Source organism: Pseudomonas sp. BN505, assembly GCF_029873175.1.
GTDB classification, from domain to species: Bacteria; Pseudomonadota; Gammaproteobacteria; order Pseudomonadales; family Pseudomonadaceae; genus Aquipseudomonas; species Aquipseudomonas putida.
This window is the reverse complement of the sequence record NZ_SSOI01000050.1, coordinates 80,528-94,284: the sequence shown is the minus strand read 5'-3', so window position 1 is coordinate 94,284 and position 13,757 is coordinate 80,528. Positions and strand designations below refer to the sequence as shown.

At 60.7% G+C, this 13,757-nt stretch carries 13 protein-coding genes and 1 pseudogene; 3 read left to right on the top strand and 11 right to left on the bottom strand.

All coding sequences use genetic code 11. From position 1 onward, the window contains the following. Positions 1-38: 38 nt before the first annotated feature. The 4 genes from E8E78_RS16460 to E8E78_RS16445 all read right to left on the bottom strand — a co-directional run bounded on the left by E8E78_RS16460 (position 39) and on the right by E8E78_RS16445 (position 5,122). Positions 39-1,241 carry a zinc-dependent alcohol dehydrogenase gene (locus E8E78_RS16460; protein WP_059395600.1) on the bottom strand — a complete coding sequence of 401 codons (1,203 nt, stop codon included), beginning with the start codon at positions 1,239-1,241 and terminating at the stop codon, positions 39-41. A gap of 157 nt (positions 1,242-1,398) precedes the next feature. Next, positions 1,399-3,597, bottom strand: a complete 2,199-nt coding sequence (locus E8E78_RS16455) for a xanthine dehydrogenase family protein molybdopterin-binding subunit (RefSeq protein ID WP_280311666.1) — start codon at positions 3,595-3,597, stop codon at positions 1,399-1,401. Further along, positions 3,594-4,595, bottom strand: coding sequence for a xanthine dehydrogenase family protein subunit M (locus E8E78_RS16450; protein ID WP_061202325.1), 1,002 nt, complete (start codon positions 4,593-4,595; stop codon positions 3,594-3,596). Before E8E78_RS16450 ends, E8E78_RS16455 begins: the two co-directional genes overlap by 4 nt. Then, complete coding sequence (locus E8E78_RS16445) at positions 4,592-5,122, bottom strand: (2Fe-2S)-binding protein (RefSeq protein ID WP_049273873.1); 531 nt, start codon at positions 5,120-5,122, stop codon at positions 4,592-4,594. The genes E8E78_RS16450 and E8E78_RS16445 overlap by 4 nt, the downstream gene beginning before the upstream one ends. A 110-nt stretch (positions 5,123-5,232) precedes the next feature. Here E8E78_RS16445 and E8E78_RS16440 point away from each other — a divergent pair, with 110 nt between their 5' ends. Beyond that, entirely contained in the window at positions 5,233-5,628 is a 396-nt protein-coding gene (locus tag E8E78_RS16440) for a hypothetical protein (protein ID WP_230676136.1), read from the top strand. Positions 5,629-5,755: 127 nt separating this feature from the next. Here E8E78_RS16440 and E8E78_RS16435 read toward each other — a convergent pair whose 3' ends face one another. The 3 genes from E8E78_RS16435 to E8E78_RS16425 form a co-directional block, all read right to left on the bottom strand. Next, positions 5,756-6,937 (bottom strand): ATP-binding protein, encoded by a 1,182-nt coding sequence (locus E8E78_RS16435; protein WP_061202326.1) that lies wholly within the window; start codon positions 6,935-6,937, stop codon positions 5,756-5,758. Continuing rightward, the gene (locus E8E78_RS16430; RefSeq protein WP_280311665.1) at positions 6,927-7,742 is read right to left on the bottom strand and encodes an alpha/beta hydrolase; all 816 of its coding nucleotides are present in this window, start codon (positions 7,740-7,742) and stop codon (positions 6,927-6,929) included. The genes E8E78_RS16435 and E8E78_RS16430 overlap by 11 nt, the downstream gene beginning before the upstream one ends. Before the next feature lie 145 nt (positions 7,743-7,887). Beyond that, the gene (locus tag E8E78_RS16425; protein WP_049273869.1) at positions 7,888-9,675 is read right to left on the bottom strand and encodes a thiamine pyrophosphate-requiring protein; all 1,788 of its coding nucleotides are present in this window, start codon (positions 9,673-9,675) and stop codon (positions 7,888-7,890) included. Between the two features lie 146 nt (positions 9,676-9,821). Between E8E78_RS16425 and E8E78_RS16420 the strand changes: the two genes are divergently transcribed. Beyond that, positions 9,822-10,346: a cupin domain-containing protein gene (locus E8E78_RS16420; protein ID WP_059395610.1), complete on the top strand. Its 525-nt coding sequence runs from the start codon at positions 9,822-9,824 to the stop codon at positions 10,344-10,346. Positions 10,347-10,860: 514 nt separating this feature from the next. Here E8E78_RS16420 and E8E78_RS16415 read toward each other — a convergent pair. The 4 genes and pseudogenes from E8E78_RS16415 to E8E78_RS16405 all read right to left on the bottom strand — a co-directional run bounded on the left by E8E78_RS16415 (position 10,861) and on the right by E8E78_RS16405 (position 12,880). Further along, entirely contained in the window at positions 10,861-11,322 is a 462-nt protein-coding gene (locus E8E78_RS16415; RefSeq protein WP_049276946.1) for a type II toxin-antitoxin system YhaV family toxin, read from the bottom strand. Beyond that, positions 11,322-11,639, bottom strand: a complete 318-nt coding sequence (locus E8E78_RS16410; RefSeq protein ID WP_151325686.1) for a type II toxin-antitoxin system PrlF family antitoxin — start codon at positions 11,637-11,639, stop codon at positions 11,322-11,324. Before E8E78_RS16410 ends, E8E78_RS16415 begins: the two co-directional genes overlap by 1 nt. A 197-nt stretch (positions 11,640-11,836) precedes the next feature. Further along, positions 11,837-11,956 (bottom strand): annotated as a pseudogene (locus tag E8E78_RS29105) (His-Xaa-Ser repeat protein HxsA); the annotation flags it as partial. Positions 11,957-11,962: 6 nt separating this feature from the next. Next, positions 11,963-12,880: a LysR family transcriptional regulator gene (locus E8E78_RS16405; protein ID WP_280311664.1), complete on the bottom strand. Its 918-nt coding sequence runs from the start codon at positions 12,878-12,880 to the stop codon at positions 11,963-11,965. 109 nt (positions 12,881-12,989) lie between these two features. On the opposite strand from E8E78_RS16405, the gene E8E78_RS16400 reads away from it, so the two are divergent. After that, entirely contained in the window at positions 12,990-13,742 is a 753-nt protein-coding gene (locus E8E78_RS16400) for an SDR family oxidoreductase (RefSeq protein WP_059395591.1), read from the top strand. The last annotated feature ends 15 nt before the right edge of the window (positions 13,743-13,757 follow it).

The following is a 13,757-nucleotide window of genomic DNA, read 5'->3' as shown; positions in this document are numbered from 1 at the left end:
CGAGCGGGTGATGAAAAAACTTCGAGGCCATATCCCCTTCATATGTGGTCAGGGCCCAGGGTGCCCGCCGCAGCGCCTGGTACGAGGATGACCTTGCGGCAGTCGTCCTGCTTCTGATCGAACATCTTGTAGCCCATGGCCGCTTCTTCGAGTGCCAGGCGGTGGGTGACGATCAGTTCCGGTTGCAGGCGTCCTGCCTGTATGTGCTCCAGCAGCTCCGGTAGGTATTTCTGGACATGGGTCTGGCCCATCTTGAAAGTCAGACCTTTGTCGAAGGCGTCGCCAAACATGAAGGCATGGATGAAGCCGGCGTAAACACCCGGGACGCTGACAACACCGCCGCGACGCACAGCAGCAATGCTCTGGCGCAGCGCCTTGCCGCTGCTACCTTCGATCTTCAGTGCCGTCATTACTGTTTCGGCAGTGCTGCCTTTGGCTTCAAAGCCAACCGCATCGATTACCGCATCAACGCCACGCATGCCTGACGTGTGACGGATGATGCTGTCAGCGGGATCGTCGTCCTGCTCAAAGTTGATGGGGACAACACCGTAGGCTTTCTGGGCATACGCCAGGCGGTAATCGTTGTCATCGACCATGAAGATGGTCTGGGCACCGAGCATTCGTGCACAGGCGGCACTCAGCAACCCCACTGGCCCTGCGCCGTAGATGGCAACCGATGAACCCTGGCCAATCTCGGCATTGATGACCGCCTGCCACGCGGTCGGCAGAATATCGGACAGGAAAAGGACCTTGTCATCGGCCAGGTCGGTGGGGACCTTGAACGGGCCGACGTTACCTTTGGGTACCCTGACGTAGTCAGCTTGACCGCCAGGGATGCCGCCATACAGATGGCTGTATCCAAACAGTGCCGCGCCCGGAGGAATGGCCTTCTTGTTGATCATTGAGCCGCGCCCGGTGTTGGTGGTTTCGCAGGCGGCAAACAGATCGCGCTGACAGAAGAAACAACTGCCGCAGGCGATAACAAAAGGAATGACTACCCGGTCGCCAATCTGCAGGTTAGTGACTGCACTTCCGGTGTCCTCGACGATTCCCATGAACTCATGGCCGAAGATATCCCCGGCCTCGGTTTCTGGAATCTTTCCTCGATACAGATGCAGGTCAGAACCGCAGATCGCCGTGGCGGTGACCCTGAGGATGATGTCGTCTGCTTCCTTGATAATGGGATCAGGGACGTTATCGACCCTGACGTCGTTTGCTCCGTGGTAGGTCAACGCTCTCATAGACGTCAGCTCCTGCAGCCGTAAGGTTTCTGGGCGGGTATGCAAGGGAAGCCATGTGGGGCATCAAAGTTCACACCAACAAGTCCGACGGCATGAAAGCTGAGGGGTTGGGTTCGATCCTGGCCGCCAGGACGCCTGGCTGCGAGCCCCCGCCGGATCACAGCACTTTGTCGAGCGTGATCGGTAACGCCCTTACACGCTTGCCCGTGGCATGGTAGACAGCGTTGGCCACCGCCGCAGCCACCCCGACCACGCCGATTTCACCCACGCCCTTGGAGCCTAGTTCATTGACGATGTCATCGTTCTCTTCAACGAAGATCACCTCGATATCCCCAATGTCTGCATTGACCGGGATGTGGTATTGCGCCAGGTCGTGGTTGACGATGCGGCCCAGCCGATGGTCGGTCAACGCCTCTTCGTGAAGGGCCATGCCCACACCCCACACCACGCCTCCCAGGATCTGGCTGGTTGCAGTCTTTGGGTTGACCACCCGTCCTGCCGCCACTGCGCTGACCACCCGGGTCACCCTGATGGTGCCAAGGTCCTCGTCAACGTGGACTTCCACGAACACCGCCGAATGAGTGGCGGTGGAGAACAGTTGGCGCCTGGCGCCTGGCTCGGCATCGATCTGCACTTCGAAACCAGCACCCGCGGCGCTGGCCACGATGTCCCCCAAGGCCAGGCGAAGGCTGCCGGCGTACAGGTAGCCATCAGCAAAAACGATCTGCTCCGTGGGGGTATTGGCGAGCTCTGGGTATGTGTTGCGCGCGTGTTCCAGCACTTTGCTGCGTAGCACAAGGCAGGCTTGACGCACGGCCGAACCCACTGACGACACGGTGAACGATCCGCCCTGAAGTGGCGCAGTGGGCAGCGAGGAGTCGCCCAGCACGAAGGTGATATCCTGCACCCTGACCCCGGCAGCGTCGGCGGCGATCTGAGTCATGACGGTGTAGGTGCCGGTTCCAATGTCGGTGGTGGCGCTGCTGACAGTGAGCTGGCCCTGTGCATCGATGCGGGCCTTGGCGCTGGCTTTCATCTGCATCGCTTCCCAGACGCCGCCAGCCATGCCCCAACCCACCAACTGATGGCCATTGCGCATTCTGCGAGGCTGGGGGTTGCGGTTTGCCCAGCCGAAACGGTCGGCGCCTTGCTGGTAACACGCCAGCAACTCCTTGCTGGAATAGGGCTTGCCCTCGTTGGCATTGTTGGCGGCGAAGTTGCGCCGGCGCAATTCGAGCGGGTCGATCTGCGCTGCGCAGGCGAGTTCATCCATGGCGCATTCCAGCGCTATCATCCCGGAGGCAGCGCCGGGCGCGCGCATGTCCAGCGGGGTGTACACATCCAGTGGGGCCAAGCGATAGCTGAGCGCAACGTTGTCACACTGGTAGAGCATGCCGCTCCATTCCACCAGATGCTCGGTGAAGTCCTCGAAGCGGGATGTCTGGCCAAGTGCATCGTGGGCAATCGCCAGCAGCCGGCCGTGCGCGTCTGCGCCCAGGCGCAGCCGCTGTTCGGTGCGGGGCCGGTAGCCGAAGGTGAACATCTGCTGGCGCGTCAGCGTGACGCGCACCGAGCGTTGCAGGTGCAATGCCGCCATCACTGCCAACGGCAGCTGGTACTGCGGGCGCAAGCCCGAGCCGAAGGCGCCACCGACAAATGCCGCACGCACCCTGATGTCGGCCTTTGGCAGGCCGAACACCTTGTGCAGATAGTCCTGGCAGTTTTGCGTACCCTGGGTCTTGTCGTGGATTTCCAGCGTGCCGTCCATTTTGTAGAGCACGGTCGACGCATGTGGCTCCATCGGGTTGTGATGCTCATTCGCGGTCAGGTAAGTGGCATCTACCTGCAGCGGTGCACCGGCGAAATGCGCGACAAAGTCGCCACGCGGTGCCGGTGTCTCGGCCGGTGCTTCATGCGATGGCGGGCTGGCACCCAGGTCTGTCTGGTGGGCCTCTTCTTCATACTCGATATTGATCAGCGACCCTGCATACCGCGCCAGTTGCAAGGTGTCAGCCACCACCAGGGCCAACGGTTGCCCGCTGTAGAGCACGCGGTCGTTGAACAGTGGCCGAAACGGCGACCCCTCGGCCGAGTCGGCGTCACTGTAGTCGTCGTCGTAACCGGAAATGTGCGGCCGGTGGCGATGGTCGAGCACGGCGATCACCCCGGGCACGCGGGTTGCCAGGGCACTGTCGATCTTGAGTACCCGGCCTCGGGCGATGGTACTGGACACGACACTGCCATGAAGCAGCCCGGCCTCGGGGTACTCACCCGCATAGCGTGCCTGCCCGGTGACCTTGGCCACGCCGTCCACGCGGTCCAGGGGCGTGCCGACCAACGGTGTGGTTCTGTTCATGGTCGTGCCCCCCTGCCTGCAGCGCCCAGCGCCGCCTCGCTCAATGCCCGCACACTTGCCCGCTGCGCGAGCGTTACCTTGAAACCGTTGTGGCTCAGGGGCTGTGCACCTTGCAGCAGCATTTGCGCGGCTTGGGTGAAAAGCGCTTCGCAAGGCACCTGGCCGATCAGCATGCGCTCCACATCCGGAACTCGCCAGGGCTTGTGGGCAACACCGCCCAGGGCCAGGCGAGCCTGCTGTATCACCTCGCCATCGAAGCGCAGGGCAGCGGCAACGGACACCAGCGCGAACGCATAGGATGCCCGGTCCCGAATTTTCAGGTAGCGGTAGTGGTGCTCAAATAGCGGGGGCGGCAGCTCGATGCCTGTCACCAGTTCATCGACTGCCAGTTGATTGTCGCGCTCGGGGGTGTCCTCGGGCAGGCGATGGAAATCTGCGAAGGGTATCTGGCGTTCACCGGACGGCCCCTGTACATGCACCACGGCTTCGAGCGCTGCTAATGCCACGCACATGTCCGAGGGGTGGGTCGCGACGCAGGCAGCGCTGGCGCCGAGAATGGCATGGATACGGTTCAGGCCATCACGCGCGGGGCATCCGCTGCCGGGTTCCCGTTTGTTGCAGGGGGTGCCGGTGTCATAGAAGTAGTAGCACCGGGTACGTTGCAGCAGGTTGCCACCGGTGCTGGCCATGTTTCTCAACTGCGGGGATGCCCCTGCCAGGATGGCTTCTGACAGCAGCGGATAGAGCTGCTGGATCATCGGATGCCAGGCCAGGTCGGCGTTACTAACCAATGCGCCGATCAGCACGCCGCCGTTGGCGGTGGCGTGGATACCGTTCAGCCCAAGGCCTGAGATGTCGATCAGCCGTTCGGGCCGAACCACGTTTTCCTTCATCAGGTCGACGAGGTTGGTACCACCGGCAATGAAGCGCGAGCTGGGGTCTGCCAGGCTGACTGCCTCGCTGACCGATGCAGGCTTGTGGTAGCTGAAAGGCGTCATGGGTTCGTCCCTCCCTGTGTGGCTTGGGGCCGGTCGTTCATTGACGGCAGGGCTTCCTCCACTGCAGCGACGATGTTGCTGTAGGCACCGCAGCGGCACAGGTTGCCGCTCATCTGTTCGCGAATGGCCTGTGGGGTGTTGGCATGGCCTTCGTTCGCCAGCCCCACTGCGGAGCAGATCTGGCCCGGGGTGCAGTAGCCGCACTGGAAGGCATCGTGCCGGATGAAGGCGCGTTGCAGGGGGTGCAGTTCGCCGCCGCTGGCCAGCCCTTCGATAGTCACCAGGTGGGCGCCTTCGCACATGACGGCGAGGGTGAGGCATGCATTGATGCGCTTGCCATCACGCAATACTGTGCAGGCCCCACACTGGCCGTGGTCGCAGCCTTTCTTGGTGCCTATCAGGTCCAACTGCTCACGCAGCAGGTCGAGCAACGTTGTCCAGGGAAGGACCAGCAGTGATCGGGGCTGACCATTGATGGTCAGGCCAATGCGGTGCTCTTCGGCACCCACGGGGGCGGTTGCGCTCATGGAAGGTCCTCACGGTCAGGGTTCGCACAGTTGGCTGTGTCTCTGTCTTGCGACCGGCCGGGCCGGAAAAACGTTCAGCCTACTTGCCAGGCTGCAGGGCAGCCCATGACATGCGTGACCGGGCAGGTGAGCTTGGCAGCAATGTGCGGGACTCGATGGGTGCTTCCGCGGATAACCTGCGTCACTCAGCGCACAAGGTCGCAGACCAGACCACGGCGCTGAAAGGGCAGTTCGACCAGATGCTCCACGAGCAACCGCTGGTATTGGCCGCCTTGGGGATAGCGCTGGGCGCGGCATTGGGGGCGGCGTTGCCCAGTACCCGCAAGGAAGATGAACTGATGGGCGCCAGTAGTGACCGGTTGACCGACGCGCTCAAGACCAAGGGTAGCGAGTTGAAGACGTCGGTCGAAGAATCGATGGATCAGGCGGGTGGCAACGCATCGGCGCGGGCAGGGGGCAAACCGGAAGGCACCGACCTTTCTGAAGGGCTTGGCTTCACGCCTTGAGCCTGACGGATGTTCACAGGCAGCTCCATGGGTGGGGCCGTCCCTCACGAGGATGGCCCTCACCGCCAAGCAGGGGCAGGACCGGCTTGCCGCTGGCAGCAATTGAGCTCGGGCGCCGCCAGCGCTATCACCCGGCGGTACCGGTACGGGTGAAACTCACGCAGAATGATGTACCCGTTTCGTTCGTGGAACTCACTGCCACATCGCCGCCATGGGCCCTGGCTATTTCCCGAACAATGAAAAGGCCAAGACCTACGCTTCTCAGGTCAGTGTCCAGCTCGCTCACTCTGGTCATTGGCTCAAAGAGGTTACCTAACGAAGATTCGGGTATGGCGGTACCCTCGTTATGCACCGAGAGCATGGCCGTCTCACCCTGCACGGTAGAAGTGACCGTGATGGGGTGGGCAGGGTCCCCGTAAGCCACGCTGTTGGCCACCAGGTTCCCGATGATCTGATGCATCCTGTCAGCGTCGACCTCTGCCATACCTGCGCCTTCCTGCTTGTGGATCACTTTTGCCTGCGGGAAGGCAACGCGTAGCTCCTTCACGCTTCGCTCAATGACCAGGTGGAGATCAACCTGCCTTCGGGTAATGCCGATTCCACGGCCTACCCTGGCCAATGCAAAATCCAGGAGATCCGCGATCATACGTTGAGCGCGCTCGGAGGATTGACTGATGTGGCCAAGTAATTCTGTATCTCTGGGTGTACGTTCGCCTCGGGCCAGCAAGTCTGCCGCCATCTTGATGGCGGTGAGGGGGTTCTTGAGGTCATGGCTTGCGATAGCGACCATTTGCTCCGCAAAAAAAGCCCGCTGCAGGGATTTTTCGTAGGCCAGGTCAAGCTCCACTTTTGCCTGCTGCAAAGCGGCCTCGGTGGTTGTTTTTTCCCATAACAGCTGTTCGGCACGCCGGCGCGCTTCCAGAATCTCGCGCTCATACTTGTCCCGATCAGTTGTCCCGAACAGCGCCAGTTCGTAATAAACGCCATTGACATGCTCGCGCCTCACGCCATTGAGCAGCGTGGTGACGGTGTGCCCACTGGCGTTTTTGAGCTCAAGTTTCACCTCCGCGACCGAACCCTGCATGCGCATCAGGGGAGCCCAGTGGGTCTGATGAAAGATCCTTCCACCCATAGTCAGCAGATCCTGAAACCGCCGCTGGGCAAGATCCTCCTGGCTGATGCCGATCCAGATGCTGAAAATCCGGTTACTGCGCAGAATGGTGCCGTCTTCGTCAGTGACGACCAGGCCACAGGGGGCACTGTCGAAAAGATCTTCGAATTCGGGCAGCAGAGGCTGATCAATCGACATTCTCGCCTACCCAGGGCTTTAGGAAATCGTCCATTGCTTCGGCACAGGCTGCTGGTGCGCTCATGTGCGGGCAATGGCCCACGTTGTCTACGAGATGGAAAACACTGTTGGGCAAGGTCGCATGCATGTACCGGCCCACTTCCAGAGGAGCGATCAGGTCATCGGAAGATTGCAGAATGAGCGTTGGAGTATCCAGGCCGGCGATGTCTTCGCGGTTATCGGATAAAAAGGTCACGCGTGCAAATTGCTTGGCGATCTCCGGTTCTGTGCGGCAGAAGCTGTTGGTAAGTTCATCGCCTAGTGCTGGCTGCCCTGGTGAACCCATGATGGCACGTGCCATTGCACTGGACCATCCCAGGTAGTTGCTGTCCAGGGTGTGGAGCAGCGAGTGGATGTCTTCGAGCGTGAAACCTCCCACGTAACCCTCGCAATCGATATAGCAAGGAGAGGGCCCAACCATGACGTGCGCGGCGATGCGGTCCGGGTGAAGACGGTCGGCCAGTGCGCCGATCATTGCACTCACCGAGTGACCGACAACAATCACCTGGCCGCGCCCAAAGTGATCTATGACATCGTTAAGGTCTCGTGCGTACCCAGCCAGCGAACCGTATTTTGCGCTCTCATATGCACCCAGATCCGATCTGCCTGCGCCGACCAGGTCATACAGCACCACGCGGAAACGGCTGGTGAAGTGCTGGAACAGATAGTGCCACATGGTCTGATCGCAGCCGAAGCCATGAGAGAACACCAGTGTCGAAGTGCCTTCGCCATGGACTTGAACGTTGTTCCGGCGCTGAATGTCCATGTATCACTTCTCCGATCAGCCAAGACGTTTTGGCGCAGGGGAGAATAGTGCCGCTCGGACTATCGAAAGGGCAAGATGTCGAGTGCCTCTGCTGACACGCCTGGCAGGGCAGGAGCCCGTTGCAGGCGAACAGCAGAGGTGGCTGTCACTTCTTGCCAGGCAGCACCGAGCTGAGCACCTGCTTGGCTGTCTGCACGATGATGCCCGCCTGGTCGGGGTCGCCCTTGAGCAAGGTAGTGGCAAACTTCTTCGCCTGCTCCAGCTTGATGTGGGGTGGCAGGGGCGGCACGTTCGGGTCGGTCTTGAACTCGATGAGGACTGGCCGATCAGCAGCCAGCGCGCGCTCCCAGGCAGCGGCAACGTCCTCTTCGCGATCTACGTAGATACCTTGCAGGCCAATGGAAATGGCGAACAAATGGTAGGGCACGTCAGGGATCGACTGCGAAGCTTCGAACTTGGGGTCGCCCTCCATCACCCGTTGCTCCCAAGTGACCTGGTTGAGGTCTTCATTGTTGAACACGGCACAGATCCATTGTGGGTTGTCCCACTGCTGCCAGTACTTGGCCACGGTGATCAGTTCGGCGAGGTTGTTCATCTGCATCGCCCCATCGCCCACCAAAGCAACCACTGCCCGTTGCGGGTGGGCGAATTTGGCTGCAATGGCATAGGGCACGGCTGCGCCCATGCAAGCCAGGCCGCCTGACAGTGAACACTGCATACCCTGGCGAATCTGCAGGTCGCGGGCAAACCAGTTGGCACAGGAGCCGGAATCGCTGGTGATGATGGCGTGGTCGGGCAGGCGAGGGGACAGCTCATGGACCACGCGTTGCGGGTTGATCGGGTCAGCCTTGACCAGTGCGCGCTTGGCCACGGTCTTGTCCCACTGCGCACGCCAGGTCTCCACCTTGTCGCGCCAGCGCCGGTCTGTCTTGTGCTCGAGCAACGGCAGCAGTGCGCGCAGGGTTTCGCTGGCGTCGCCTACCAGGTTGACCTCCATCGGGTAGCGCAGGCTGAGCATGTCGGGTTGCAGGTCTATCTGCACGCCGCGCGCCTGGCCTTCCTTAGGCAGAAACTCGGAATAGGGAAAGCCTGAGCCAATCATCAGCAAGGTGTCGCACTCGGTCATCAGCTGATAACTGGGTTCGGTGCCGAGCAGGCCGATCGAACCGGTGACCCACGGGAGGTCGTCCGGCAACACAGCCTTGCCCAGCAACGCTTTGGCCACCCCGGCGCCGAGTTTTTCGGCAATTGCAATCACCTGCTCTGTTGCCTGCAGTGCGCCGGCACCTACCAGTATCGCCACCTTTTGCCCGGCGTTGAGTACATCGGCGGCGCGCTGCAGGTCTTCGTCGAACGGCAACACCCTGGGCTTGCTGTAGCCGATGCCGGAATGCACCGTACCGTGAGCCCTCGGCGGTTCGTTGTAGGGCAGGTCCTGCAGATCATTGGGCAGGATGATGGCGGTAACGCGGCGCTCGCCGACGGCCGTGCGCACCGCACGGTCGAGCAGGTGGCGCACCTGCTCCGGTGTCGATGCTTGCTGGACGAACGCACCGGCCACGTCCTTGAACATCGACAGCAGGTCCAGCTCCTGCTGGTAGTGCCCGCCCAGTGCCGCACGGGCCTGTTGACCGACAATGGCCAGCACCGGCTGGTGGTCCATGCGTGCGTCGTACAGGCCGGTGAGCAGGTGCGAGGCGCCCGGGCCGGAGGTGGCCATGCAAACACCGAGTTCGCCGGTGAACTTGGCATGTGCGCTGGCCATGAAGGCGGCCATTTCCTCATGGCGGGCCTGGATGAATTCAATCTTGCCCTTGGCCCGGCTCAGCGCGCCGAACACCCCGTTGATGCCGTCGCCGGGGTAACCGAAGATGCGCCGTACTCCCCATTGATACAAACGTTCCACCAGAAAGTCGCCTACCGTGCCGGTCATTGCCTGCTCCCGTTCTGTCATCGATAGGTGTCTGGACTTGGCACGTGTCGGGAAAGTTTCAACGGTATGTTCACCCGTCTGCCGGCTGGAACCTCGCAACAGCCGACGGGTTCGAAGGTGAACCGATGACCGCCAGGGTGCGCATCATGACGCTCATGAATACCGAAGATGCCAGCGTGCAGGCCTTGTATTTCGAAGACGACGGCGCCACGCCGAACAGCCGTTTTCCCGTGCTGTTCTACCGGTTGAAGCTCGATCCGTCGGGGGACAATGCCAGCGCATTCGAAGCGCTGTTTGCGGCTCACCAATGGACCCCGCTGTGGCGCGACGGAATCTTCGATTATCACCACTTTCACCCTAACGCTCATGAGGCGCTGGGCATTGCCTGTGGGCATGCGCGATTGACGCTGGGCGGGGAATTAGGGCAGAGCGTTAGCGTGGAGCGGGGCGATGTACTGGTGCTGCCAGCTGGTACGGGCCATCGCTGCATCGAGTGCAGCGATGAGTTTCTGGTGGTCGGCGCCTATCCCTACGGGCAGGAAAACTACGACATCCAGCGTCCCGACAGGGCAGCGCACCCGCGTGCCGTTGCGCGCATCGCCAAAGTAACGCTACCTCAGCAAGATCCGGTCGGCGGCATGCGGGGTGCGTTGATGACGCATTGGCGCTGAGTGCGCTGCAGTCAGGCCGAGTGGTCCATTGCCATCGGCCATTTCACCTAACTGCCGGAACCTGCGCCGGATCCACTACCCGATGAGCCTCCGCTACCACTGCCCGAGCCTGTACCGCTGCCACCAGAGCCATTACCCCCGGTGCCCGAACCACTGTTGGTACCGTCTCCGCCCGTGTTGTCCGTCCCATTTTCATCAGTACCGCCATTACCCGTACCCATGCCATCGCCTGGTGTACCTGAGCCCGTGGCACCGCCTTGGCCGTTCATTTGACCATTGTCGTGCGGTTGCACGCCCGGGGCGCGCTGATCGTTCAGGTCTGTGGCCGCCAGGGCAAGTGGTGCAGCCAAGCCCAGGCACAGGGTAAGCACAAACGCAGAGGGTTTTGTGGGTGTCATGGTGAAACTCCTTTCAGGGTTGTTCACCTACTGTTCGGCCAGCCGCTCGCGGGAGGGTGCCTGCTGAGCGACGGAAGGCGGTGTCAAACGTGTAATCCATCACCCCGTCGCGCAGCTTATGCGTTGGGCTCGTCCCAGCCGCAACGCGTTGCAGAAATTAGCGTATCCCAGTCATCAGGAGGGTTACCGCGGCCCAGCATCTTCTCGAATACGGCGTAGGGATCGGATTTGCTGCCTGCAGACCGGAGGGTATTTTCGTCGTTGACCCATGCATAGACGATGACCTTGGATCTTGAGTCGTAGCGAAAGAACAGCCGAAAGCGCCTACCGATCTTTGCCCGCCGCCAATGTCGGTAGGCGGTGCCCAGCGTGTTGCCTTGGCGGAACTCATCACGGCCCGGGTCGGCAGGCACAGCCTCCATGATCAGATGGCTCAATGCCCGAAACAGCTTTACGTTGGCATTGCTCTCAAACCCTTGCGGGTCGTTCTGCTCGGCTCGGGCGGCGGCTTCTTGTAACTTGCGTAGCTGTAAAGTCACACCTTCATGGAACAACAGTGTCCAGCCATGTCGCAGCATCAGATCGCGACCTCACCATCGATCTCTTCGTCCAGGTTCACGGAGTGGTTTGCGTTGGCGAGCATGGTTTGCGCCAAGTCTTCCGGCAGAGTCGTGAGGTTACGGCCGCTACGGATATCAGCCTCCAGCAAACCCAGGAATGCACCGATGGCAGGGTCTTCATGGATGGTTTCAACGCGGCTGACCACGATTTCACCGCCGCGCACGTCGAATGCGATCTTGCCACCTGCGTCAAGGCCCAGTAGCTGGCGAACGGATTTGGGCAGTGTGACCTGGCCCTTCGAGGTCAACGTGGCGATTTCGTGGATAGCAGGCATGAGCGTTCTCCCGGATGCTTGATTGAATGGTAAGGAATAATCCTTACGCGGTCAATTTCGACTTCCTGGCTGATCGCGCATAGGTGGGTCAAATGCTCATTAGCTCCGTAGGATGAATTACACCTCCGTGGACACGATCGCAGGCTGCGGTGTTGGCGGGCGCTTTTCTGGCGCACATGTTCCATCTGTGCCCTTTGAAAGGCCATCAAGGCACAACGTGTCGCCTTGCCCATCACTCCATCAATAGGGCCTTGTTGATAGTGGCGCACTATCAGCGCGGTTTGCACACAGGTGACCAAGTTGCTTTTCTGCTCATTGGCCGGTTATCGAGGCCAGCGCCATGATGGTTCTGACAGCTGCTCGAAGAAGAAGTCTGAGAGTGCCTTGATCTTCACAGGGCGAGTACGCGCCGAGGGTGTCACGAAATAGAGACCACCACGCATCATGCTCCACTCCGGCAACAATGCGATCAGTCGGCCGTCGGCCAGGTATTCGCTGGCGATAAACTCCGGAAGCTCGGCAATGGCCAGCCCCTCGAGCAAAGCTGGCAATAAGGCATCTGAGTTGGTGACACGAAGTTGGCCGGTAGGCACCACATCTTCTTCGGTACCGTCCACGTGGGTGAATCGCCACACTTGGCTGCGGGCGCGATAAGCATAGCTCAAGCAGGGCCGTGCGGTTAGTTCACGTGGATGGCTCGGGTATCCGTGTGCGCTTAGATAGGCAGGTGAAGCCACAAGGTATTGGGTGACGGCACAGAGTCGACGCGCGACTAGAGACGAGTCAGGCAGCACGGCAATGCGCAGTGCCGCATCAAAGCCCTCGGCGATCAGGTCTACGGACGCATCGGACAGGTGCAGGTCTATCGACAGCTCTGGGTACATGCGCATCAGTTGAGGAATGAGTGGCGCTACCCAGCGCAAACCGAACGACATCGGTACCGCGAGTCTTACCTGGCCTCGTGGCTGCACCGACAGTTCCTGGGCCTCACTTTCAACTTCCTCGGCCTGCCGATAAATGTCGCCGGCCTTGGCGGCCATGCTCGCGCCAAACTCTGTAAGCGCCAACTGGCGTGAGGTGCGGTTGAACAAGCGTCCACCCAGCCGCTCTTCAAGGCGCGCAACCGCTCGAGATACCGTGGGCACGGAAACCCCCATAACCCGAGATGCCGCAGCGAACGATCCCTTTTCGGCCACCTTGGCAAACATGGCCAACCCTTCGAAATCCGGAAGTTTTCTCATTTCATTTCTGCAACGATATATTTCAGGCAATTCAATTTTGAAAAATAGATGCCGTCGATAAGCTTCTCCCACACCGCAGCAACTTACTTAACGTAACGGGAGAAACACCATGACTGGCAAGCTCGAAGGCAAAATCGCATTGGTCACCGGCGGCACAACTGGCATCGGCCTCGCCACTGCCAAACGCTTCGCTGAAGAAGGCGCCCACGTCTACATCACCGGTCGCCGCCAGATCGAACTCGATGCGGCAGTGGCCGCTGTCGGGAACGCCACCGGCGTGCAAGTCGACTCCACCAAGCTCGACCAACTGGACGCGCTCTACAGTCAGATTGGCTCCGCGCATGGCCGCATTGATGTGCTCTTCGCTAACGCCGGCGGTGGTTCGATGCTGCCCCTGGGCGAAATCACCGAGCAGCACTTCGATGACACCTTCGACCGCAACGTCAAAGGCGTGCTGTTCACCGTACAAAAAGCCCTGCCCTTGCTGGCCCCCAAAGCCTCGGTGATCCTCACCGGCTCTACTGCGGGCACCTCCGGCACTGCCGCGTTCAGTGTTTACGCCGCTTCCAAAGCAGCCGTACGTGCTTTCGCTCGCAACTGGATTCTGGATTTGAAAGACCGTCAGGTACGGGTCAACACCATCAGCCCAGGTGCAACACGTACCCCAGGCCTGGTCGACCTCGCGGGGCCAGATGCTGCACAGCAACAAGGTTTGCTCGACTACCTGGCTTCGCTGATTCCAATGGGTCGTGTCGGTGAGGCGGATGAAATCGCCAGTGCCGCGCTGTTCCTGGCATCGGATGACGCGAGCTTCGTCAATGGTATCGAATTGTTCGTTGACGGCGGCCAAGCTCAGGTTTGATGGCCAAAAGCGGCG

What these genes read in the sequence shown, in the direction of transcription:
- E8E78_RS16400 (WP_059395591.1), top strand. Translation starts at nt 12,990, where the DNA reads ATGACTGGCAAGCTCGAAGGCAAAATCGCATTGGTCACCGGCGGCACA.
- E8E78_RS16425 (WP_049273869.1), bottom strand. Translation starts at nt 9,675, where the DNA reads ATGACCGGCACGGTAGGCGACTTTCTGGTGGAACGTTTGTATCAATGG.
- E8E78_RS16445 (WP_049273873.1), bottom strand. Translation starts at nt 5,122, where the DNA reads ATGAGCGCAACCGCCCCCGTGGGTGCCGAAGAGCACCGCATTGGCCTG.
- E8E78_RS16450 (WP_061202325.1), bottom strand. Translation starts at nt 4,595, where the DNA reads ATGACGCCTTTCAGCTACCACAAGCCTGCATCGGTCAGCGAGGCAGTC.
- E8E78_RS16455 (WP_280311666.1), bottom strand. Translation starts at nt 3,597, where the DNA reads ATGAACAGAACCACACCGTTGGTCGGCACGCCCCTGGACCGCGTGGAC.
- E8E78_RS16420 (WP_059395610.1), top strand. Translation starts at nt 9,822, where the DNA reads ATGACGCTCATGAATACCGAAGATGCCAGCGTGCAGGCCTTGTATTTC.
- E8E78_RS16460 (WP_059395600.1), bottom strand. Translation starts at nt 1,241, where the DNA reads ATGAGAGCGTTGACCTACCACGGAGCAAACGACGTCAGGGTCGATAAC.
- E8E78_RS16430 (WP_280311665.1), bottom strand. Translation starts at nt 7,742, where the DNA reads ATGGACATTCAGCGCCGGAACAACGTTCAAGTCCATGGCGAAGGCACT.
- E8E78_RS16415 (WP_049276946.1), bottom strand. Translation starts at nt 11,322, where the DNA reads ATGCTGCGACATGGCTGGACACTGTTGTTCCATGAAGGTGTGACTTTA.
- E8E78_RS16410 (WP_151325686.1), bottom strand. Translation starts at nt 11,639, where the DNA reads ATGCCTGCTATCCACGAAATCGCCACGTTGACCTCGAAGGGCCAGGTC.
- E8E78_RS16435 (WP_061202326.1), bottom strand. Translation starts at nt 6,937, where the DNA reads ATGTCGATTGATCAGCCTCTGCTGCCCGAATTCGAAGATCTTTTCGAC.
- E8E78_RS16440 (WP_230676136.1), top strand. Translation starts at nt 5,233, where the DNA reads ATGCGTGACCGGGCAGGTGAGCTTGGCAGCAATGTGCGGGACTCGATG.
- E8E78_RS16405 (WP_280311664.1), bottom strand. Translation starts at nt 12,880, where the DNA reads ATGAGAAAACTTCCGGATTTCGAAGGGTTGGCCATGTTTGCCAAGGTG.